Origin of the sequence: Hymenobacter antarcticus, assembly GCF_039539545.1 — a bacterium.
GTDB classification, from domain to species: domain Bacteria; phylum Bacteroidota; class Bacteroidia; order Cytophagales; family Hymenobacteraceae; genus Hymenobacter; species Hymenobacter antarcticus.
This window is the reverse complement of sequence record NZ_BAABDI010000029.1, coordinates 39,170-59,641: the sequence shown is the minus strand read 5'-3', so window position 1 is coordinate 59,641 and position 20,472 is coordinate 39,170. Positions and strand designations below refer to the sequence as shown.

Annotated in this window: 15 protein-coding genes; 9 read left to right on the top strand and 6 right to left on the bottom strand. The window is 62.9% G+C overall.

What is annotated here, in order from left to right:
• The first annotated feature begins 72 nt into the window (after nucleotides 1–72).
• From ABD819_RS17235 to ABD819_RS17210, 6 genes are all read left to right on the top strand, one after another.
• Nucleotides 73–1,884, top strand: coding sequence for a family 10 glycosylhydrolase (locus ABD819_RS17235; RefSeq protein ID WP_345126279.1), 1,812 nt, complete (start codon nucleotides 73–75; stop codon nucleotides 1,882–1,884).
• 208 nt (nucleotides 1,885–2,092) lie between these two features.
• Nucleotides 2,093–3,385, top strand: a complete 1,293-nt coding sequence (locus tag ABD819_RS17230) for a M43 family zinc metalloprotease (protein ID WP_345126276.1) — start codon at nucleotides 2,093–2,095, stop codon at nucleotides 3,383–3,385.
• A 412-nt stretch (nucleotides 3,386–3,797) separates the two neighbouring features.
• Nucleotides 3,798–5,444 (top strand): GEVED domain-containing protein, encoded by a 1,647-nt coding sequence (locus ABD819_RS17225; protein WP_345126273.1) that lies wholly within the window; start codon nucleotides 3,798–3,800, stop codon nucleotides 5,442–5,444.
• 220 nt (nucleotides 5,445–5,664) lie between these two features.
• A complete protein-coding gene (locus ABD819_RS17220; RefSeq protein ID WP_345126272.1) occupies nucleotides 5,665–6,159 on the top strand; it encodes a SixA phosphatase family protein in 495 nt (164 codons plus the stop codon).
• Between the two features lie 197 nt (nucleotides 6,160–6,356).
• Nucleotides 6,357–8,411 (top strand): polyphosphate kinase 1, encoded by a 2,055-nt coding sequence (gene ppk1, locus ABD819_RS17215; protein WP_345126270.1) that lies wholly within the window; start codon nucleotides 6,357–6,359, stop codon nucleotides 8,409–8,411.
• A gap of 171 nt (nucleotides 8,412–8,582) precedes the next feature.
• The gene (locus ABD819_RS17210; protein WP_345126268.1) at nucleotides 8,583–9,200 is read left to right on the top strand and encodes an REP-associated tyrosine transposase; all 618 of its coding nucleotides are present in this window, start codon (nucleotides 8,583–8,585) and stop codon (nucleotides 9,198–9,200) included.
• A 126-nt stretch (nucleotides 9,201–9,326) separates the two neighbouring features.
• On the opposite strand, the gene ABD819_RS17205 is transcribed toward ABD819_RS17210, so the two are convergent.
• From ABD819_RS17205 to ABD819_RS17195, 3 genes are all read right to left on the bottom strand, one after another.
• A complete protein-coding gene (locus tag ABD819_RS17205) occupies nucleotides 9,327–10,448 on the bottom strand; it encodes a DUF6268 family outer membrane beta-barrel protein (protein WP_345126266.1) in 1,122 nt (373 codons plus the stop codon).
• A gap of 222 nt (nucleotides 10,449–10,670) precedes the next feature.
• Nucleotides 10,671–12,011 (bottom strand): GTPase HflX, encoded by a 1,341-nt coding sequence (gene hflX, locus ABD819_RS17200; protein ID WP_345126264.1) that lies wholly within the window; start codon nucleotides 12,009–12,011, stop codon nucleotides 10,671–10,673.
• A gap of 163 nt (nucleotides 12,012–12,174) precedes the next feature.
• Nucleotides 12,175–12,447 carry a c-type cytochrome gene (locus tag ABD819_RS17195; RefSeq protein ID WP_345126261.1) on the bottom strand — a complete coding sequence of 91 codons (273 nt, stop codon included), beginning with the start codon at nucleotides 12,445–12,447 and terminating at the stop codon, nucleotides 12,175–12,177.
• A gap of 157 nt (nucleotides 12,448–12,604) precedes the next feature.
• Here ABD819_RS17195 and ABD819_RS17190 point away from each other — a divergent pair, with 157 nt between their 5' ends.
• Together ABD819_RS17190 and rfbC are read left to right on the top strand one after the other, a co-directional pair.
• Complete coding sequence (locus ABD819_RS17190) at nucleotides 12,605–13,720, top strand: glycosyltransferase family 4 protein (RefSeq protein WP_345126260.1); 1,116 nt, start codon at nucleotides 12,605–12,607, stop codon at nucleotides 13,718–13,720.
• A 169-nt stretch (nucleotides 13,721–13,889) separates the two neighbouring features.
• Nucleotides 13,890–14,435 (top strand): dTDP-4-dehydrorhamnose 3,5-epimerase, encoded by a 546-nt coding sequence (gene rfbC, locus ABD819_RS17185; protein WP_345126257.1) that lies wholly within the window; start codon nucleotides 13,890–13,892, stop codon nucleotides 14,433–14,435.
• Nucleotides 14,436–14,536: 101 nt separating this feature from the next.
• Here the strand turns inward: rfbC and ABD819_RS17180 are convergent, their stop codons facing one another.
• Nucleotides 14,537–15,841 carry a UDP-N-acetylmuramoyl-tripeptide--D-alanyl-D-alanine ligase gene (locus ABD819_RS17180; protein WP_345126256.1) on the bottom strand — a complete coding sequence of 435 codons (1,305 nt, stop codon included), beginning with the start codon at nucleotides 15,839–15,841 and terminating at the stop codon, nucleotides 14,537–14,539.
• Between the two features lie 103 nt (nucleotides 15,842–15,944).
• Here ABD819_RS17180 and ABD819_RS17175 point away from each other — a divergent pair, with 103 nt between their 5' ends.
• Complete coding sequence (locus ABD819_RS17175; protein WP_345126255.1) at nucleotides 15,945–18,239, top strand: T9SS type A sorting domain-containing protein; 2,295 nt, start codon at nucleotides 15,945–15,947, stop codon at nucleotides 18,237–18,239.
• Nucleotides 18,240–18,352: 113 nt separating this feature from the next.
• On the opposite strand, the gene ABD819_RS17170 is transcribed toward ABD819_RS17175, so the two are convergent.
• Nucleotides 18,353–19,135, bottom strand: coding sequence for an amidohydrolase (locus tag ABD819_RS17170; protein WP_345126254.1), 783 nt, complete (start codon nucleotides 19,133–19,135; stop codon nucleotides 18,353–18,355).
• Between the two features lie 103 nt (nucleotides 19,136–19,238).
• Nucleotides 19,239–20,393 carry a methionine aminotransferase gene (locus tag ABD819_RS17165; protein WP_345126252.1) on the bottom strand — a complete coding sequence of 385 codons (1,155 nt, stop codon included), beginning with the start codon at nucleotides 20,391–20,393 and terminating at the stop codon, nucleotides 19,239–19,241.
• Nucleotides 20,394–20,472 lie beyond the last annotated feature (79 nt).

Genomic DNA, 20,472 nt, shown 5'->3' with positions numbered 1-20,472 from the left:
TTTTTAGTGTGCTTTCCATGCGGCTTTCAACCGCTGCCCGTACTAAACTCTTCCACTTTCTTTCCCTTAGCCATGAAAAAACGCTACTCGTTTGTTCTGCTGCTCAGTCTGCTAGCCTCACTGGCGCAGGCTCAAAACCCCAAGCGTGAGCTGCGCGCCGCCTGGGTGGCCCACGTTTTTAACCTCGACTGGCCCAGTCGCAAAACGCTCACGCCGGCCCAGCAGCGCCAGGAGTTTATCACCCTGCTCGACGGCCACCGCCAGGCCGGTCTCAATGCCGTGGTGGTGCAGGTGCGGGCCTCGGCCGACGCCCTTTACCCCAGCACCATCGAGCCCTGGAGTGAGTGGCTGACCGGCACCCAGGGCCAGGCCCCCAGCCCGGCCTACGACCCGCTGGCTTTCATGGTGCGCGAGGCGCACCGCCGCGAGCTGGAGTTTCACGCCTGGCTCAATCCCTACCGTGCCCTCACCAACGCCACTACCTCCAGCGTGGCCCCCACCCACGTCACGGTGCTGCACCCCGACTGGGTGGTGCCCTTCGGCCCGCTGCGGGTGCTCGACCCCGGCCTGCCCGCCGTGCGCCAGTACCTCACCCGCGTGGTGATGGACGTGGTGCGCCGCTACGACGTGGACGGCATTCACTTTGACGATTATTTCTATCCCGCACCGCAGGCCGGGGTTGTTTTTAACGATGATGCCTCATTTGCGGCCGACCCGCGCGGCTTCACCAGCAAGGCCGACTGGCGGCGCAGCAACGTCGATATTTTCGTGAAAATGGTGTCCGACAGCATCCGGGCCGCCAAACCCCGGGTGAAATTCGGTATTTCGCCGCCCGGCGTGTGGCGCAACGGCACGAGCGTGGGCGGCACTGCCACCACGGCTTTCCAGAGCTACACCGACATTTTTGCCGACTCGCGCAAGTGGCTGCGCCGGGGCTGGGTCGACTACCTCGCCCCGCAGGTGTACTTCGCCATCGGCCAGACGGCCGCCAACTACGCCCTCATCGTGCCCTGGTGGAGCCAGCAGGTGAACCCCGATACCGTGCGGCACGTGTATGTGGGCCAGGCCGCCTACCGCATCAGCGCCACCGCTACGGAAGCCGGTTTTCGCTCGCCCAGCCAGCTGCCGAGCCAGATTCGGCTGCTGCGCCAGCAACCCAACGTGCGGGGCAGCATCTACTACAAAACCGTGGACCTGCGCGCCAATCCGCTGGGCTTCACTGATTCGCTGCGCACGAATTTCTACCGCTTTCCGGCCCTGCTGCCCACCATGCCCTGGAAAGACAATGTGCCGCCCACCGCGCCCGGGCAGGTGGTGCTGCTGAATAACCCCGCCACGGCATCGGTGGAAATGCGCTGGCAGCCCGGCCCCGCCGCCACCGACGGCGAAGTGGCCCGGCAGTACGCCGTGTACCGCATTCCGTACCACGCCGGCCCTGTGACCGCCGCCGACCTGGCCAACCCCGCCCACCTGCGCGCCGTGACGGACACCACTGCTTTCAGTGAGCCCGCGCCCAACACGGCCTTCCTCTACGCCCTCACGGCCCTCGACCGCCTGCACAACGAGAGTGCGCCAGCGACGCTGACGCAGCTGCTGGCCACCACCTCCGCCAGTGTCCTGGCCGCGCAGCTGGAGCCGGCTTACCCCAACCCGTTTTCTGCCGAAACCCGCCTGGCTTTCACACTACCCGCCCCCGGCCCGGCCGACCTGCGCCTGCTCGACCTGGCCGGCCGCGAAGTAGCCGTGCTGCTGCAGAAACCCCAGGCCGCTGCCGGCCGCCATGAAGTGCAGCTCCGCGCGGCCGCATTGCCCACGGGCCTTTATGTAGTGGTGCTACGCACGGCCGTGGGCGTAGCCCGGCAGAAGGTGCTGCTGGTGCGGTAGCTACCGGCCTCATTTGAGCATCCCGCCCAATGGGGTGCGCTATCAAAACCTATTTTAGTTGATGCCGTATTGCTGCATTCTTGCGAATGACTGTAGCAATACGGCGTTTTGCTGTCAATATTTCAAAAATAAGCAGGTGCTTTCTTGTTTATGTTGAAATTATTTTGAAAATTGATTCCCTGTTTCCACCATTTATCTTTAGCGTTACATGAAAAAAATGTACACTTCAGCACTGACTGTCCTCGGTTGTGCCGCACCTTTTTTCGTTCAGGCCCAGGCCAGCCGTGCTCTGCCAAACCAATCGGAGGCGGCAACCATTACGCGCCGCGCCTGCGGTACCATGGAGGCCCTGCAGGCTCAGCTCAACGCCGACCCTATGCAGGCCAAGCGCATGGCGGCCATTGAAACCCAAACCCAACAGCTGCTGGCCAACCCCGCCCTGCAGCGGACTACGGCCGGCACGATTATCATTCCGGTAGTGGTGCACGTGCTCTACAACACGGCGGCCCAGAACATTTCCGACGCCCAGGTGCAGTCGCAGATTGACGTGCTGAACGAGGACTTCCGCAAGCTGAATGCTGATGCCGGGAACACGCCCGCCATCTACGCCGGCCTGGCAGCCGATGCGAATGTGCAGTTTGTGCTGGCCAAGCGCGACCCCAACGGGGCAGCCACCAACGGCATTATCCACAAGCTGACCAAAGTCACGTCGTGGAGCACCAACGATGCGATGAAAAACTCCAAGCGCGGCGGCGACAACCCCTGGGATGCCACCAAATACCTCAACATGTGGGCCTGCAACCTGGGCCAGGGCCTGCTGGGCTACGCCCAATTTCCGGGCGGCGCGGCTAGCACCGACGGCGTGGTGATGCTGTACTCGGCCTTTGGGAGCCGGGCCAAGTACGCCGCCGGCACCTACACCACCACCTACGACCTGGGCCGCACCGCCACCCACGAAGTAGGCCACTGGCTGAACCTGCGCCATATCTGGGGCGACGATAACGGGGCCTGCACCGGCTCGGACCAGGTAGCCGATACCCCCAACCAGGGGGCTGAAAACTACGGCTGCCCGGTATTTCCGAAAGTATCGTGCGCCAACTCCGGCGACATGAGCATGAATTACATGGACTACACCGACGACAAGTGCATGTACATGTTCTCGACCGGCCAGAGCACCCGCATGAACGCCCTGTTTGCCCCCGGCGGGGCCCGCGTGGGCATCACTACCTCGCTCGGCGGTACCGCCCTGCGCACGGCCCTGAGCTCGACCATGACGCTCTACCCCAACCCCGCCACCAGCACGGTGACCCTCACGCTACCCGCTGGCACCGATGCGGCCGCCTACGTGGTGCGTGTATATGACCTGCGTGGCCATGAAATGACCCAGGCCCGCTACGACGGCCGCGGCCAGCTTGACGTCAGCGAATTGCCGAAAGGCCTGTACTACATCGCCGCCGGCAATGGTGGCGAAACGTCGCGTCAGCGCTTCGAAAAAGAATAGCCTGCCCATTCCCAGGCAAATTGTAAGTTGACTCCACGCCCTGCCCTCACCGGCAGGGCGTTCTGGTTTCCTAGTAAGCTGGAAGCCCACTAGTTGGCAACAGTAGCGGCTGGAGAAAAAGATGACCTGCCTGGTTTTATGAAGATATGATGAACGGTATGACAATAATGCCAGATTTAGGGGTATATATTGCTGATATTGGAAGGTATCAGGGCATATGCCGAAATTTTATTGCCATTATGGCAAAATAAAGCAATAGATTGCACCTCTTTAACCATTCTCAGTCACAACAGTAGTTTACATGAAGAAAAATGTTTACTCCGTAGCGTTGGGCCTTGCTGGCCTGTTGCTTACATCTTTTTCGGGAAGCGCCCAAGAAGCCCAGGTACCTGGGGAGCGCAATTGCGCCAGCATGGAAGCGTTGGCCGCCCAAATGGCTGCCGACCCGACCTTGGCCCAGCGCATGCAGGCCATCGAAAATCAGGCCGCTAAGTTCGCTGCCCAGCCCGCTGGCTCCGCCCAGCGTAGTACCGCTGTCAATCTCACCATTCCGGTAGTGGTGCACGTGCTTTACAACACCTCCGCCCAGAACGTCTCCGACGCGCAGATTGCCTCCCAGATTGCGGTTCTCAATGAAGACTTCCAGAAGCTGAACGCCGACGTGAACCAAACCCCGGCGGCGTTTGCGCCCCTGGCTGCCAATGTCAACATTGCCTTCACCCTGGCCAAGCGCGACCCCAACGGGGCAGCCACCACGGGCATCATCCGCAAGCAGGTTACCCAAACCTCGTGGGGCACCGATGACAAGATGAAAAGCACCACCACCGGCGGCACTAACTCCTGGAATACTGGCCAGTACCTCAATATCTGGGTGTGCAATATGTCGGGTGGTATTCTGGGCTACGCCCAATTTCCGGGCGGTGCCGCCGCCACCGACGGCGTAGTGATTCTAACCACCGGCTTCGGCCGTAATGGGTCTGCCGCTGCGCCCTTCAACCTGGGCCGGACGGCCACCCACGAAGTGGGTCACTGGCTGAACCTGCGCCACATCTGGGGCGATGCCAGCTGTGGCAACGACCTGGTGAGCGACACCCCCACCCAGCAAACCAGCAACGGCGGCTGCCCTACTTTTCCGAAGCGCACCTGCGGCAACACCACCAACGGCGACATGTTCATGAACTACATGGACTACACCAACGATGCCTGCATGTACATGTTCAGCACCGGCCAGAGCACCCGTATGAACGCCCTGTTTGCCGCCGGCGGTGCCCGCGCCAGCCTGGTTACCTCGCAAGGCGGTGTGGCCCCCGGCAGCACGCCTCCCCCCACCGTTACGTATTGCGCCAGCAAGGGCACCAGCGTAGCCTATGAGTTCATCGACTACGTGAAGCTGGGCACCATCGCCCGCACTTCGGGGGCTGATGCCGGCTACTACAACGGCACGGCGCTGAGCACCAGCGTAGCCGCCGGCTCGGCCCAGACGGTGAGCTTCTCGACGGGTTTCGCGGGCACGGCCTACACCGAGTACGTGAAAGTATACATTGACTACAACCAGAACGGCGTATTCACCGATGCCGGCGAATTGGTGGTGAATGCCGCCGGCAGCACCAGCACGGCTATCCGCACGGGCAGCTTCACGGTGCCCGCCTCGGCCAAGACCGGTGCCACCCGCCTGCGCGTGGTGCTGAGCGACAACAGCGCCACCACCAGCTGCGGCAGCTACAGCTACGGCGAAACCGAAGACTACACCGTCAACATCACCGGCGGCACGGCCCTCACCAGCGGCGCTACCGCCCGCCTGGCCACGCCCGGCGGCTCGGCTGATAAGTACACCCTCTACCCCAACCCAGCCGCCAACGTGCTGAGCATTGCCCGCCCAATGAATGCCGACCTGGAGCAGGCATTCTCGGTGCGCGTATACGACCTGCGCGGCGCCGAAGTGCGCGGCCTGAGCTTCACCGACGGCCAGCTGGACGTATCGACGCTGCGCGCCGGCATTTACCTGCTGAGCGTGAGCGATGCCGCCGGCACTACCCACCAGCGCTTCGTGAAAGAGTAGCAGCAAGGCCGCGCTTTCCGCGCTGCCCTCCTCTATCAAAAGGTCCCGGCTCAGCAGCTGGGACCTTTTTTCGTTCGTGCCCGGCCTTGGCCCCCTCCCCACAACTGCCCCTCGCGCATCCAAAGGCAGGGGCGGAAGGGAGAGGCTACCGGAGAGGTTTAGCACTCCATAACTTTTTCCTAATACTCGAGGTAAGCAAAACCCCGTTAGCTTCGCCCCCATGAAAACCCTTTATCTCCTTCGTCACGCCAAATCCAGCTGGAGCTTCGATGAGCTCAGCGACCAGGAACGTCCCCTCAACGACCGTGGCCGCGACGACGCGCCCCTGATGGGCCAGGCCCTGGCCAAGCGCCGCATCTGCCCCGACGTCATTGTGAGCTCGCCCGCCGTGCGGGCCATGAGCACCGCCATGCTGGTGGCCCGCGAAATGAAGTTTCCGCACGAAAAAATCACGGTGGAGCCCGGTATCTACGGGGCCGAGGCTGATGACCTGCTGACCATCATTAAGAACCTGCCCGATGCGGCGGGCTCGGTGTTGCTGGTAGGCCACAACCCCACCATCACGGAAGTGGCCAATGCGCTGTCGCCCTCCTCGCTGAACGAGATGCCCACCGCCGCCGTAGTGTGCCTGCGCTTTTCCTGCGACCGTTGGGAGGAGGTAAGCAAGGTGAACGCCGAATTTTATTTTTACGACTACCCGCGGAATGTGGAGTAGAGCGCCCCGCATGTCATTGCGAGCAGCGCGAAGCAATCCGTCCTGTTCTCAGCGACTAGCCTTTCTGACGTGTCCATCTATTTTATTGGTTGAACCGTAAAGGGGGCGAATCATAAAATAAGCTGGTCGCTAAAGGAAGCCTCTGGCTTTGACAGGACGGATTGCTTCGCTTTGCTCGCAATGACAAAAATTTCCCCATGAAAACCCTCTCCCGCGACCTGAGCTGGCTGCGTTTCAACGCCCGCGTGCTGCAAGAAGCCCAGAGCCCCAGCGTGCCGCTGCTGGAGCGGCTGAAGTTTCTGGCCATTTTCAGCAGCAACCTCGATGAGTTTTTTAAGGTGCGGGTGGCCACGCTGCGGCGGCTCAGCAAGCTGAAGAAGAAAACCCGCGCCAAGCTGGGCGAAAGCCCTAAGCGGCAGCTGCGCGAGGTGCTGGCCGAGGTGTTTCGGCAGCAGCAGGAGTTCGGGGCCACGTTCCGGGAGCAGCTATTGCCCGCGCTCAATGACCAGCATATTCACCTGCTGAGCGCGGCCGAGCTGAGCGGAACTCAGTACGAATGGACGGCCCGCTACTTCGAGGATAACGTGCGCGACCTGCTCTCGCCCGTGGTGCTCGATGACACCCTGCATCACCTGTTCCTCAAGGACCAGACCGTGTACCTTACCTTTTTCCTGAGCCAGCCCCGGAGTAAAAGCAAGAAGGCCGAGGCCGAGCGCGTGCTGGTGATGGAGCTGCCCACCAAGCGCCACGGCGGCCGCTTCGTGCGCCTGCCCGACGAGGGCGAGGAGCGGTACGTGCTGTTTCTCGATGACGTGATTCGGGTGGGGGCGGCGGCTATGTTCCCGGCCTACGCGCGGGTAGAGGTCAATGCCATCAAGCTCTCGCGCGATGCCGAGCTGGATATTGAAGAAGAGGTGTCGGGCGATTTGATGGAGAAAATCCGCAGCAGCCTGGGCAAGCGCGAAACCGGTTTTCCGGCCCGTCTGCTCTTCGACCCCGCCATGCCCAAGGAAACCCTGCGGGCCATCAAGCAGAAAACCGGTATCGGCGACGAGGAGCTGGTGGAGGGCAGCCGCTACCACAATTTCCGCGACTTTTTCGGCTTCCCTACCTTCGATGAGGCCCGGTTTCAGTACCCGCCCCGGCCGGCACTGCCGCACCCCTCGCTGCCCCGCACGGGCAGCCTGCTCGATGCCATTGGCCAGCGCGACCACCTGCTGCACCCACCCTACCAGTCGTTCGACTACGTGACGCGGGTGCTGAGCGAGGCCGCCGCCGACCCGCGCGTATCGGCCATCAGCATCACGCTCTACCGCGTGGCCAGCAAAAGCGCCGTGGTGAAGGCCCTGCTCAAAGCCGCCAAGCACGGCAAGCAGGTGACGGTGGTGGTGGAGCTGAAAGCACGCTTCGATGAGGAGTCGAACCTGTTCTGGGCCGAGAAGCTGCAACGGGCGGGCGCGCAGGTCATCTTCACGCCGCCCGAGCTGAAGGTGCACAGCAAGCTGCTGCTCATCGCGCGCCGCGAATCCGACGAAACCACCCGCCGCTATGCCTACTTCAGCACCGGCAATTTCAACGAAAGCACCAGTGAGGTGTACACCGACCACGGCCTGTTTACGGCCGATGAGCGGCTGACCCGCGAGGCCGCCGGCGTATTCGACTACCTGATTGACCAAAGCGTGGTACCCGCGCTGGAGCATCTGCTGGTGGCTCCTTTCGGCCTGCGCCCCGGCCTCAACGCCCTGATTGACTACGAAATCAAGCAGGCTAAAAAAGGCCACGAAGCCTACATTCTGCTCAAGCTGAACGCCGTGCAGGACGAGGGCATGATTGCCAAGCTTTATGCTGCCAGCCAGGCCGGTGTGCGCGTCGAGCTCATTGTGCGGGGCATTGGCTGCCTGGTGCCGGGGCAGGCGGGCTTCAGCGAAAACATTCAGCAGCGCGGCCTCGTGGACCGCTACCTGGAGCACAGCCGGGTGTACGTATTTGCCCACGGCGGCACGGAAAAAGTCTACGTGGCCTCAGCCGACTGGATGACCCGCAACCTTGACCGGCGCGTAGAGGTGGCCTTCCCCATCTTCGACGAAGCCCTGCGGGCCGAAGTGCGGCATTTGCTCGATTTTCAGCGGAATGATAACGTGAAAGCTCGGGACTTCGAGAATAACTTCATTCAGCCCGAAGCCGAAGGCAAGCCCGTGCGGGCCCAGGAGGCCACGTATGCGTGGCTGAAAAGCCTCAAGAAGCGCCGGTAAGAACGTGTACCCCGAATTTTCAATTCGGCCGCGTGAACGGTTTGTTTGACCATCGTTCCGGCGGCCGAATTGGAAATTCGGGGTACACGTTCCGGCGGCCGAATTGGAAATTCGGGGTACACGTTCCAGCGGCCGAATTGGAAATTCGGGGTACACGTTCTAATTTGCCCTGTGGACCTGACTTATTATGAGCGTTATCTGCCGCACCGGCTACCTGCCGGGTACGTCTTCTTTATTACCTTCCGGCTAGCTGGCTCGTTGCCCAGGGAAGTTATTGAACACTTGCGGGAAGAGAAGCTACTGCTGGAACACGAGGCCGCTGTTTGCCGCGCCGCCGGCCACCCCGACGCGCAGTATACGCGGCAAAAACGATGGTTTGGTCGCTTCGACCAATGCCTGGACGAGGCCAGGTACGGGCCCGCCTTTCTGTGCCAGCCCGAAAGCGCCGCCATACTACAGCCGGCGCTGAAGTTTTACCACGACCGCAGCGAGTACGACCTGCTGGCGTATTGCCTGATGCCTAACCATGTGCATATAGTGGTAGCACTGCCAGAAAGCGGGCGGCCCCTGGCCCGCATCCTGCAAGGATTGAAGCGCTATACGGCGCTGGAAATTAATCGGCAGCGTAGCGAAACCGGGCAAGTATGGCAGCGTGAAAGCTACGACCATCGGGTGCGTAACGACCAGGAACTACGTAACATCATCGCCTACACGCTGAATAATCCCGTGAAAGCCGGCCTGGTAGCCGAATGGCAGCACTGGCCTTATTCTTATTGGAAAGAGGTATAAGCACGTGTAACCCGAATTTCCAATTCGGCCGCGGGAACGTGTACCCCGAATTTTCAATTCGGCCGTCAGAACGATGGTCCAACAATACGTTCCGGCGGCCGAATTGGAAATTCGGGGTACACGTTCTTACCGCCGCACGCCGGCCTTCTCCAGCAGCTTGCGGGGCGGCGTGATGAACAGCTCCAGGCTGGCATAAGGCGCGCCGTTGAGTTGCGAGTCGATGATTTTCTCGCGGTCGGCGTTGGTGCGGTCGAAGGCATCGAACGCGTAGTTGTAGCGGTAGCCGGCTTCGGCCCCCATCCAGAGGAAGCTGAAGATTTCGTGCTCCCAGCGCAGGCGGAATTTTACTTCGGTTTCGCGCAGCTCCAGGGTGCGGAGCGGGATAGTGTTGGCGTCGGGCGTGCCGTCCGGGTTTTTGCGCCCCAGCGGGCTGCGCAAATGCACGATGTAATTGTAGCCGTCGACGGTGTAGCCGGCGTAGAAAATCGAGTTGGGGTTGGCGTTGTAGCGCAGCGTGACGCGGGCCGGGGCCAGCGCCTCCACGCCCCAGCGGGGGTTGAAGGTGCGGTTGTAAATCAAGGCCGGGTAAAGGCTGAGCCGCCCGAACGTGTAGCCGTACTGAAAGCCTACGCCCCAGGAGAAATTCGGGCTGCGCTTCCAGCCGTAAATGGCCTCGGCTGAGAAGCGGGTGTAATCGGACTTGGTGAGTTCGCTGGACGTGTAGTCGCCGGCCAGCTCGCCCTTCACGCGGGCCAGGTACCAGTGCACATCATCCACGGGCCGGATAACGGCGATTTGGGCCGCCGTGCTTTTCAGGCCTTTGTTTTCGATGTTGTCGTAGAGCTCGTAGGTGGTGGGCAGCTTTTCGAACTGGAATTCTTCCCGCTCGTAGCTCAGCCCCACGATGACCTTGAGGTGCGGGTGGTTCCAGGCCGGAATGTAGCCTTTGATGGACAGCCGGGCATTTTTGGTGGCCTCGGTGGAGAAGTCGTTCAGTCCCGCCACCTGCGCCGACGATGCCACCCCGAACCGGGGCATGCGCTCGTAGCGCACAATCAGGCCCTTGCTCGGGCCCATGCCTAGCACCGAAGGGTTGGCAAACTGCTGCTTGTTGGCGGTCGTGTCGGCGGGGGTGAGGGGCGCGGCCGGCGGATAGGTGCGGGGCACATCCTGAGCCCGCGCTCCACCGGCCACACCAGTCACCACGGCTCCCAGCAGCCCAACCCGAATAATTGACGAATAACGCATAGTAAAAACGGCCCTGAATGGTCCAGTTTGCTCCCTTACGCGAAAAAGCCAGCGGCGGCTGGCTTTTTTTCAATGAGAGAATGGGCGAATGAGTGAATGAGTAAATGAGGCGATGTGGCAATGTGGAAATGGGAGGAACCACCGCGCTGGCGCGCTTCTGTGACGCGCGCCAGCCCCGCTGCGTAACAGCAGTTGCTTATTACTCCTCATCACCACATTCACTCATTCGCCCATTCTCTCATTGAAACCTGCGGCCTGATGTGGGTAGCGCTGCTGGTGCAGGGCTACCACGCGCTTGCTCAGCAGCTCGCGCAGCTCTTCCATATTGGTGCGGTCCTGGGCCGAGATGAAGACCACCGGGTCATGCATCTTGGCCATGTAGGTAGCTTGCAGCTGCGCCAGCGGCGGGCGCGGGGCGGTGCCATTGTCCTCAGCATCCAGCACTTCGCCAAAGGGGTCCAGCTCCGCGTCGTCCTGCTTGTACTGGTCTATTTTGTTGAACACCAGTAGCGTGGGCTTGTCGGCCGCGCCAATATCCACCAGCGTGTCGTTCACCACCTGAATCTGCTCCTCGAAGCCGGGGTGCGAGATGTCCACGACGTGCAGCAGCAGGTCGGCTTCGCGAATCTCATCGAGCGTGCTCTTGAAGCTCTCGATGAGCTTGGTGGGCAGCTTGCGGATAAACCCAACCGTATCGGAGAGCAAAAAGGGCGTGTTTTCGAGCACGATTTTGCGCGTGGTGGCATCTACGGTGGCGAAGAGCTTGTTTTCGGCAAACACGTCGGCCTTGCCCAGCACGTTCATCAGGGTGCTTTTGCCCACGTTGGTATAGCCCACCAGCGCCACCCGAATGCTGCCGCCGCGGGCCTTGCGCTGGGTGTGGCTCTGCTTGTCGAGGTCTTCGAGCTTCTCCTTGAGAAAGGCGATGCGGTCGCGCACGATGCGGCGGTCGGTTTCAATTTCGGTTTCGCCGGGGCCCTTCATGCCCACGCCGCCGCGCTGCTTGTCGAGGTGAGTCCAGAGGCCGGTGAGGCGGGGCAGCAGGTACTGGTACTGGGCCAGCTCCACCTGCGTGCGCGAAGTGGCCGACTTGGCCCGCAGGGCAAAAATATCGAGAATCAGCAGCGAGCGGTCCACGATTTTCACCAGCAGCTCAGCCTCCAGGTTGCGCAGCTGGGAAGGGGAGAGGTCGTCATCAAAAACCACCATGCTGCTGCCCTCATGCTCCACGTAAGCCTTGATTTCGGCCAGCTTGCCCTCGCCCACGTAGGTCCGGATGTCGGGCTTTTCGAGGCGCTGCACGAAGCGCTTGGTGGCCTTGGCCCCGGCCGTTTCGATGAGAAAGGCCAGCTCATCAAGGTATTCCGAGGTCTGGACTTCGGACTGCCGGCGCGGGGGCACCGATACCAGCACGGCGGTTTCCTGCTCCAGCGAGGTTTCGTAGGTGCCGCCTTTGCCGGTTTTGGCCAGCAGGCGGCCGGCCCGGCCCTTCACGTGGTCGGTGGTGCCGAAGTGGCGGGTGCTGTTGCCGGGCTTGCGGCCGCCGGATTGGGTGTTTGCCATGATTTGGTGCTTGGTGCTTAGTTGTTGGTGCTTGGTTGTCGGTGCTTGGTTGTTGGTGTTTGGGGGGCTCAAATCTCCGAAACCCGTCAAAGGACTACATCAAATACGAAAGACCAAGCACCAACAACCAACAATCAGGCACCAACAACCAAGCACCAGCTGTTTATTTCAAAGTGAGCGAATACGCCACCACCTGCTGCACCTGGGCCGCCGAGAGCTTCTTGCCGAAAGCCGGCATCTTGCCCATGCCGTTCATAACCAGATACGTGCGGCCAAAGCCGTTGAGGTTACTCTTGGTGAGGTCGTGGGCCCCGTTAGCGCCTTTGCGGCCGTTGGCTCCGTGGCAGCGCACGCAGTTTTGTTGAAAGAGCAGCTGGCCGGGCAGCGGCGGCGGCGCGGCCACAACGGGCGGCGGCAGCAGGGGCAAAAACAGCAAAAGCGCAGGTATTCGAAGGTTCATGGTAACGGTAACACACAATCGGGCCATAAAGTACCGAGACAATGAGTGAATGTGCGAATGAGCAACGAAGCCAGCAAATCGCCGTAGGCCCGACCTTTGCCCCTGCATTCACCCATTCACTCATTCACTACAAGTGCGCGTCGCCCTCGTCATCAACACCAGCTGGAATATCTGGAATTTCCGCGCCAGCCTCGTGCGCGCCCTGCAAAACGCTGGCCACGAGGTGCTGGCCATTGCCCCGCCCGATGATTACTCGGCGCGCCTCGAAACCGAGCTGGGCTGCCGCTTCGTGCCCATTCTGATGGAGAATAAGGGCACCAACCCCGTGAAGGATGCCGCCCTCACGCGGCGCTTCTACCAGATTTACAAGCGCGAGCGGCCCGACGTGGTGCTCCATTACACCATCAAACCCAACATCTACGGCAGCATCGCGGCCAGGCTGGCGGGCATCCCCAGCATCAACAACGTAAGCGGGCTGGGCACGGTGTTCATCATCAAAAACTTCGTGAGTAAGGTGGCGCTGGGCCTCTACCGCTTCGCGTTCCGCTTCCCGGCCAAGGTCTTTTTTCAAAATGGCGACGACCGGCAGCTCTTCCTCGATAATGGGCTGGTGCGCAAGGAAATAACCGGCCTGCTGCCCGGTTCCGGCGTGGACACCGACAAGTTCCGGCCCGCCGCGCAGTTCGTCCGCCAAACCCCGTTCGTGTTTCTGATGGTGGCGCGGGTGCTGTATGAAAAAGGCGTGTTGGAATATTTTGAAGCCGCCAAAATCATCCGTGCCGCCGTGCCGGGCACGCGTATTCAGCTGCTGGGCGGGCTGGATGAGGCCGGCGGCGTGGGCGTGCCCCGCGCCACGTTCGAAGAGTGGCTGCTGAGCGGCGACATTGAATACCTGGGCCGCTCCGACGACGTGGCCGCCCACCTGCACCGCGCCGACTGCGTGGTGCTGCCCAGCTACCGCGAAGGCACCCCCAAAACCCTGCTCGAAGCCGCCGCCGTGGGCAAACCCCTGGTAACAACCGACGTGCCCGGCTGCCGCGAAACCGTGGTCGACGGCCGCAACGGCTACCTCTGCCAGGTGCGCAGCGGGGCCGATTTGGCCGCCAAAATGCTCCAGGTACTGCGCCTGAGCGACGCCGACCTGCAGGGCATGGGCCAGAACAGCCGCTACCTCGCCGAAACCAAATTCGACGAAAAGCTGGTGCTGGACCAGTACCTGGCGGCCGTGGCCGCCGTGCAGCCGCAATAACCGGGAAAGCCCGTCATGCTGAGCGCAGCCGAAGCATCTCTACCGCGTAAGTGAATAGTTACTGCTGCGGTAGAGATGCTTCGACAAGCTCAGCATGACGGGCTTTTTTTAGCGTACCTACTTCACAAACCCACGAAACAGTCCTTTCCACCTTTCTACCTTTGCCCCAATGGAAGTAAAGCAGCACCCCCTGGCCGGCCTGGTCGAGTTCACCCCCCGCGTATTTGCCGACGACCGGGGCGTATTCTTTGAAACGTTCAGCGCCAAGCTCATGGCTCAGGCCGGGGCCGATGCCCAGTGGGTGCAGGACAACCAGTCGAGCTCCAAAAAAGGCGTATTGCGCGGCCTGCACTTCCAGCGCCCGCCCCACGCTCAGGCCAAATTGGTGCGCGTAGGTCAGGGCCGCGCCCTCGACGTGGCCGTGGATTTGCGCAAGGACTCGCCCACCTACGGCCAGCACCAGCTCGTGGAATTAAGCGCCGAGCGCGGCAACCTGCTCTACATCCCGGCCGGTTTCGCCCACGGCTTCATGGCGCTGGCAGACGATACCATCTTCCTCTACAAATGCTCGGACTACTACGCGCCCACCGCCGAAGGTGGCCTGCGCTGGGACGATGCCGATTTGAATATCAACTGGGGCACGGAGGTCCACCCGCTCGTGTCGGAAAAGGACAATGAGCTGCCGGCTTTTCGGGATTTCGTGAGCCCGTTTTAGTCATTTAACATTTATCATTTAACATTTAACAGCCGTTCGATGAGCTCCGAGAAGCCCAGTCGAACGGCTGTTAAATGTTAATTGATAGATGTTAAATGAAATCATAGCAGCTCCACCAGCGTCTCCAGGGCCATGCCGCGGCTGCCTTTCACCAGCACCTGCTGGCCGCGCACGGAGTGGGTTCGCAGCCACTCCGCCGCTTCGGCTTTGGTGGCGAAATGCTGGGCTGAAGGTGCCTCCGCTGCCGCCAAAGCCATTTCCGGGCCGATGAGCAGCACCTGGGGCAGCCGCAGTTCGGCGAGCAGCTGGCCCAGCTGGCGGTGTTCGGCGGCGCTCTCATCGCCCAGCTCAAACATGTCGCCGAGCAGCGCCAGCTTGGTTTGGCCGGCCGCTACCGGGCGGGCCGCGAAACTGCGCAGGGCCGCGGCCATGCTGCTGGGATTGGCGTTGTAGGCATCGAGCACCAGCTCGTTGCCGGCGGCGGTGCGCACCAGCTGCGAGCGGTTGTTCTGCGGGTTGTAGCGGGCCAGGGCAGTAGCGACTTTGTCGGTTGAAATACCAAAGTGCTGGCCCACGGCGGCGGCGGCGGCCAGATTCGGGAAATTGTAGTCGCCGGTGAGCTGGGCGGCTACGTCGGTACCATCGGCCAGGCGCAGGGCCACGGCGGGGTCGGCCGAGAGGAGGGTGGCCGGATAGTTGTCGGTAGGGCCGGGGTAGGTGAGGCGCGTGGGCACGGCGGCGGCCAGGCCCGGCAGGCGGGCATCCAGGGTATTCACGAAGGCCGTGAAACCGGCGCGAGCCAGGTAGTCGAACAGCTCGCCCTTGCCCAGGGCCACGCCCTCGGCCCCGCCAAAGCCTTCGAGGTGGGCCTTGCCAATGTTGGTGATGAGGCCGTGCGTAGGCGCGGCCCATTCGCAGTAGGCCGCGATTTCGCCCCGGTGGTTGGCGCCCATCTCAATCACGGCAAAGTCGTGCTCGCCGGGGCGCAGGCGCAGCAGCGTGAGCGGCACCCCAATGTGGTTGTTCAGGTTGCCGATGGTGGCCAGCACCCGAAATCGCTGGGCCAGCACGGCGGTGAGCAGCTCTTTGGTGGTGGTTTTGCCATTCGAGCCGGTGATGGCCAGCACCGGAATGTCGAACTGCTGGCGATGGTGCCGGGCCAGCTCCTGCAAGGCCAGCAGCGGGTCGGGGGCGTAGGTGTAGCGGGCCGGGTCGGTGGCGGCCAGGGCGGCATCGTCCACCACGGCGTGGCGCGCGCCGGCGGCCAGGGCCTGCGGGGCAAAGTCAGCCCCCCGGAAGCTGGGCCCATTGAGGGCGAAAAACAGGGTGCCGGGCTGGGGCTGACGCGAATCGGTGCTGACCTGGCCACCGGCGGCCAGGTACTGGGAATAGAGCGGCGTGGGCATGAACAAAAGTGACGAAGGGAATGTAACTTACTACAAAGGTGGGCGTGATTTTTGTAGCGAACGCGGCGCTCCTTTCCTCTTCCTTTCAAACCATCCGCTTTCCATGTTTCGTCTTTATCCCCTGCTGCTGGCCCTGCTGACTTTTGCTCTGACGGCCCGCGCCCAATCGGGCAGCCGGTTTGGCTTTGAGTACCAGCCGGTGGCCAAAGTGGTGCATGGCACCGATACGCTGCGCAACGCCTGGGCCGGCGGCCTCAACACGCCCCAGTTCAGCACCATCGACCTGAACAATGACGGCCAGCCCGACCTCTTTGCCTTCGACCACGAGAGCAGCCGCTGCCACACCTTTCTGAGCGTGGCCGCGCCGGGCACTCCGGCCGGCCGCCGCTGGCAGTACGCCCCGCAGTACGAAAGCCTGTTTCCGGCCGACCTGGAGGGCTGGGCCCTGCTGCGCGACTACGACTGCGACAACCGCCCCGACCTGTTCACCTACGCCGGCAACGGCGGCATCCGCATCTTCCGCAACGTGCTGGCGGGCGGCCAGCCCAGCTTCCAGCTCACGGCCAACGAAATCCGGTTTTCCGGCAACTTCGCCGGCACGGCCAACCTCACGGTGGGCGGCTACAACCTGCCCGCCATTCAGGACGTGAACGGCGACGGCAAGCTCGACATCATGACCTATGATTTCGCGGGCTCGTCGTTTATCGAGCAGTATATCAACACCAGCCCCGGCACCTGCGGCAGCGCCCTCACCTTCACTTTGGCTACCGATAACTGGGGCGGTATTCAGGCCTGCGGCGGCTGCTCCGAGTACATGTTCAACAGTCAGGCGTGCTTCACGGCCCGCCGGCCCAACCACACCGGCGGCCACAGCCTGCTGCTGGTCGACCTCGACGGCGACGGCGACCAGGACCTGCTCGACGGCCGCGACAACTGCCCCGAGCTCACCCGCCTGCTGAACACCGGCACCACCACGGCCCCCGTGGTCACGCAGGCCGGCATCAGCTCGCAGTTTCCCTCGGCGGCTACACCGGTGCGCGTGCCCGTATTCCCGGCCGGCTATTCGTTCGATGCCAACTTCGATGGCCGCCCCGACCTCGTGGTGGCTCCCAACATGGTCAGCAACCTCGCCGACCTCGTGAGCATGAAGAACTCCGTGCAGCTCTTCGAAAACGGCCCGAGCGGCCCGCCCACGTTCACCTACCGCCCCGCCGGCTTCCTGCAAAGTGACATGATTGACGTGAGCGAGGGAGCCGCGCCCACCTTCGGCGATATCGACGGCGACGGCCTGCCGGATATGCTCATCGGCAACCACGCCGACCGCGTGAGCAACGTGTACCGCGCCAGCCTGAGCTACTACCGCAACGTGGGTACTCGCACCCGGCCCGTGTTCCAGCTCGTGAGCAGCGACTACTTGGGCCTGGCCGCCCTGGGCATGCAGGGCCTCAAGCCCGCGCTGGTCGATTTGAACCGCGACGGGGCTCTGGACCTGGCCTACGCGTCGTTTTCCCAGGGAGTGAATCTGATTTATTTCGTGCTGAATACCGCCGCCGCCGGTCAGCCCGTGGCTTTCAATGTTAGCAACCGGGTGAGCTTTAAGCCCCAGGGCCCGGCTACTACGGGCGTGCTGCCCTACGCCAAAGGCGACATGCCCTGCTTCACCGATGTGGACGGCGATGGCTACGTCGACCTGCTCATTGGTACCAACGAGGTGCGCGAGCCGGGCATGGCGCTACGCTACTTCCGCAACCGGGGCCGCGGGCGCCTCGACAGCGCGTTTGTGCTGGTTAATAATGACTTTGGGCGCATTCGCGAAGCCACCGGGGCCCGGCCCATCAACCTGAGCGCCACCGTGGCCGACTTCGACGGCGACGGCCTGGCCGACCTCGTGACCGCCGATGCCACCGGCCTGCTGCGCCTGTTTTCGAACTACCGCGCCCAGAGCGGCATCTTCTCGGAGCGCACCGATGTGGTGTATAACCCCGCCAATGGCCAGTTCGAGCTGGCCCGCCTCGGCAAGGGCACGTACGCGCACTACGGCCTGGCCGCCGCCGACCTGAACGGCGACGGGGCCCCCGAGCTGCTGGTGGGTACCCAGGCCGGCGGCATCATCAGCTACGGCACCCGCAACCGGGTGGTCACGGCCACGCGCGCCGAAGCGGCCCGCGCCCTGGCCCTGAGCATTTTCCCCAACCCGGCCACCGCTACGGCCACCGTCGAAACCGCCACGCCCACGCGCTTCACCGTCCTCGACCTGGCCGGCCGCGTGGTGCAAACCGGTCGCGCCACCCAGCGCCGCCACGCCCTGAATCTGGCCGGCCTCGCCGCCGGTGTGTATCTGGTGCGGGTAGTGGGTGCCGATGGGGCCACCGCCGTGCAGCGCCTGGCCGTGCAGTAGCAGTAGCAGTAGCAGTAGCAGTAGCAGTAGCGCGAAGCGGTGCTTCGCGTCCCCGCGCCAGTGCAACGATTGGGAGCGGCGCGGGGACGCGAAGCACCGCTTCGCGCTACTGCTTAGTCGCGCAGCTCAAACGCGTCGCCGTCGTTCAGGGCCCCGAAACTGGCCCGGAAATTATCCAAATCTGCCCGTCTTAGCGTGTGGGTGAATGTTCCGGCCTGGTCTCCAGCCTCCAACAAATAGCTCCCTTTGGCATCGAGCAAAGCCGAGTCGCCGGCGTAGTCGTGGCCATTCGCATCTTGCCCGATGCGGTTCACGCCGAGGGCGCAGGCCACGTTTTCGATGGCGCGGGCGCGGAGCAGGGTCATCCAGGCGGCGCGGCGCACGGCGGGCCAGTTGGCCACGTACAGCAGCAGGTCGTAGGGCGCGGCGGGCTGGTTGCGGCTCCAAACGGGGAAGCGCAGGTCGTAGCACACCAGCGGGCAGATGCGCCAGCCGCGCCATTCTTCCACCAGCCGGGTAGTGCCGGGGGCGTAGGTGTGCTGCTCGCCGGCCAGCGTGAACAGGTGGCGCTTGTCGTAGGTGCTCAGGCTGCCATCGGGCCGCACCCAGAGCAGGCGGTTGAAGTACGCGCCGTTTTCTTCGATGATGACGCTGCCCGTGAGCACGGCGTTGTGGGCGCCGGCGTGGGTGCGTAGCCAGGCCACGGTGGGGCCGTCCATGGGCTCAGCCAGGGTTTCGGCTTCCATGCTGAAGCCGGTGGTGAACATCTCGGGCAGCACAATGAGGTCGGTGGGGGTGCTGAGGCTAGCCAGGGCCACATCGAGGGTGGCGCGGTTGGCGGCGGCATCCTGCCAGTGCAGCCTGGTCTGGACGAAGGAAACGGTGAGGTCGGCCATTATTTTAGTGGTTAATGATTAGTGGTTAATGATTAATTACTGAGGTCCTTTCCATTTATCGTCAACCGTTGAATATTAACCACTAATCATTAACCGCTAACCATTAATAAATCAGGCGTTTTGCCGCCGCTTGCAGCGTAGCTTCTTCCTTCGCGAAGCAAAACCGAATCAGCCCATCATCAAACCCATCGTGGTAGAAGGCCGATACCGGCACCACGGCCACGCCCTTCTCGCGGGCCAGGAACCCGGCAAAAGCCAGGTCGCCGGTCGAGGCGAACGCGCCGTAGCGGGCCAGCTGGAAGTAGCCGCCGGGCACGGGCAGCAGCTCCCAGCCGGCACCCGCCAGCAGGCTGCGGAACTGGTCGCGCTTGGCCTGGTAAAACGGGGCCAAGCCGCGGGCGTGGGCATCGGTCGTGTCGGCTTCCAGCACGTCGGCCAGGGCGTGCTGGGTGGGCGTGCTCACGGCAAAGGTGAGGAACTGGTGCACGCGCCGTACCTCAGCGGTGAGGGCGGGCGGGGCAATGCAGTAGCCCACTTTCCAGCCGGTGGCGTGGTAGGTTTTGCCGAAGGACGAAAGCACGAAGCTGCGCTCGCGCAGCTCGGGGTGCTGGCGGGCGCTCATGCGCGGGGCGCCGTCGAACACCAGGTGCTCGTACACCTCATCGCTGAGCACGAGGGCATCGGTGCCGGCCAGCAGGCGGGCCAGCTCGTGCCAGTCGTCGGCCGTGAAAATGGCCCCGCTGGGGTTGTGGGGCGTGTTTATCAGCACCAGCCGGGTGCGGGGCGATACCACCCGGCGCACGGCGTCCCAGTCGGGCCGGAAGTGCGGGGCGGGCAGGCGCACGTAGCGCGGCACGCCGCCCTGCAGCCGAATGGCCGGCCCGTACAAATCATAGGCCGGCTCAAATACGACTACCTCATCGCCGGGGCGCACCACGGCGGCCAGCACGGCATACAGCGCCTCGGTGGCCCCGGCCGCGACGGTGATTTCGGTGGCCGGGTCGGGGGCGGGGGCATCGGCGTGCAGGCGGGCTACCTGGGCGGCAATGGCGGCGCGCAGCCGCGGCAGGCCCGGCATGGGCGCGTATTGGTGGTGGCCGGGGGTGAGGGCGTGGCGGGCCAGGGCCTCCAGCAGCTCCTGCGGCGGGTCGTAGTCCGGAAAGCCCTGGGCCAGGTTAATGGCCCCGGTTTCCTGGGCCAGCAGGGTCATTTGGGTGAAGATGCTGACGCCGACGTCGGGGAGTTTGGATTGGAGCACGGGCGGATGGGGGAGGCTTGAGAAAGGCGTTGAGCATTCCACTGGCAAGAGTAAGTCAAAGAATAGTAATTCAGAAAAA

Coding starts and splice junctions, on each gene's coding strand:
- ABD819_RS17175 (WP_345126255.1), top strand. CDS start 15,945: ATGTTTCGTCTTTATCCCCTGCTGCTGGCCCTGCTGACTTTTGCTCTG.
- ABD819_RS17180 (WP_345126256.1), bottom strand. CDS start 15,841: ATGCCCACGCCGCTCTATTCCCAGTACCTGGCCGCCGGTGGCCAGGTC.
- ABD819_RS17170 (WP_345126254.1), bottom strand. CDS start 19,135: ATGGCCGACCTCACCGTTTCCTTCGTCCAGACCAGGCTGCACTGGCAG.
- ABD819_RS17235 (WP_345126279.1), top strand. CDS start 73: ATGAAAAAACGCTACTCGTTTGTTCTGCTGCTCAGTCTGCTAGCCTCA.
- hflX (WP_345126264.1), bottom strand. CDS start 12,011: ATGGCAAACACCCAATCCGGCGGCCGCAAGCCCGGCAACAGCACCCGC.
- ABD819_RS17220 (WP_345126272.1), top strand. CDS start 5,665: ATGAAAACCCTTTATCTCCTTCGTCACGCCAAATCCAGCTGGAGCTTC.
- ABD819_RS17205 (WP_345126266.1), bottom strand. CDS start 10,448: ATGCGTTATTCGTCAATTATTCGGGTTGGGCTGCTGGGAGCCGTGGTG.
- ppk1 (WP_345126270.1), top strand. CDS start 6,357: ATGAAAACCCTCTCCCGCGACCTGAGCTGGCTGCGTTTCAACGCCCGC.
- ABD819_RS17230 (WP_345126276.1), top strand. CDS start 2,093: ATGAAAAAAATGTACACTTCAGCACTGACTGTCCTCGGTTGTGCCGCA.
- ABD819_RS17225 (WP_345126273.1), top strand. CDS start 3,798: ATGGAAGCGTTGGCCGCCCAAATGGCTGCCGACCCGACCTTGGCCCAG.
- rfbC (WP_345126257.1), top strand. CDS start 13,890: ATGGAAGTAAAGCAGCACCCCCTGGCCGGCCTGGTCGAGTTCACCCCC.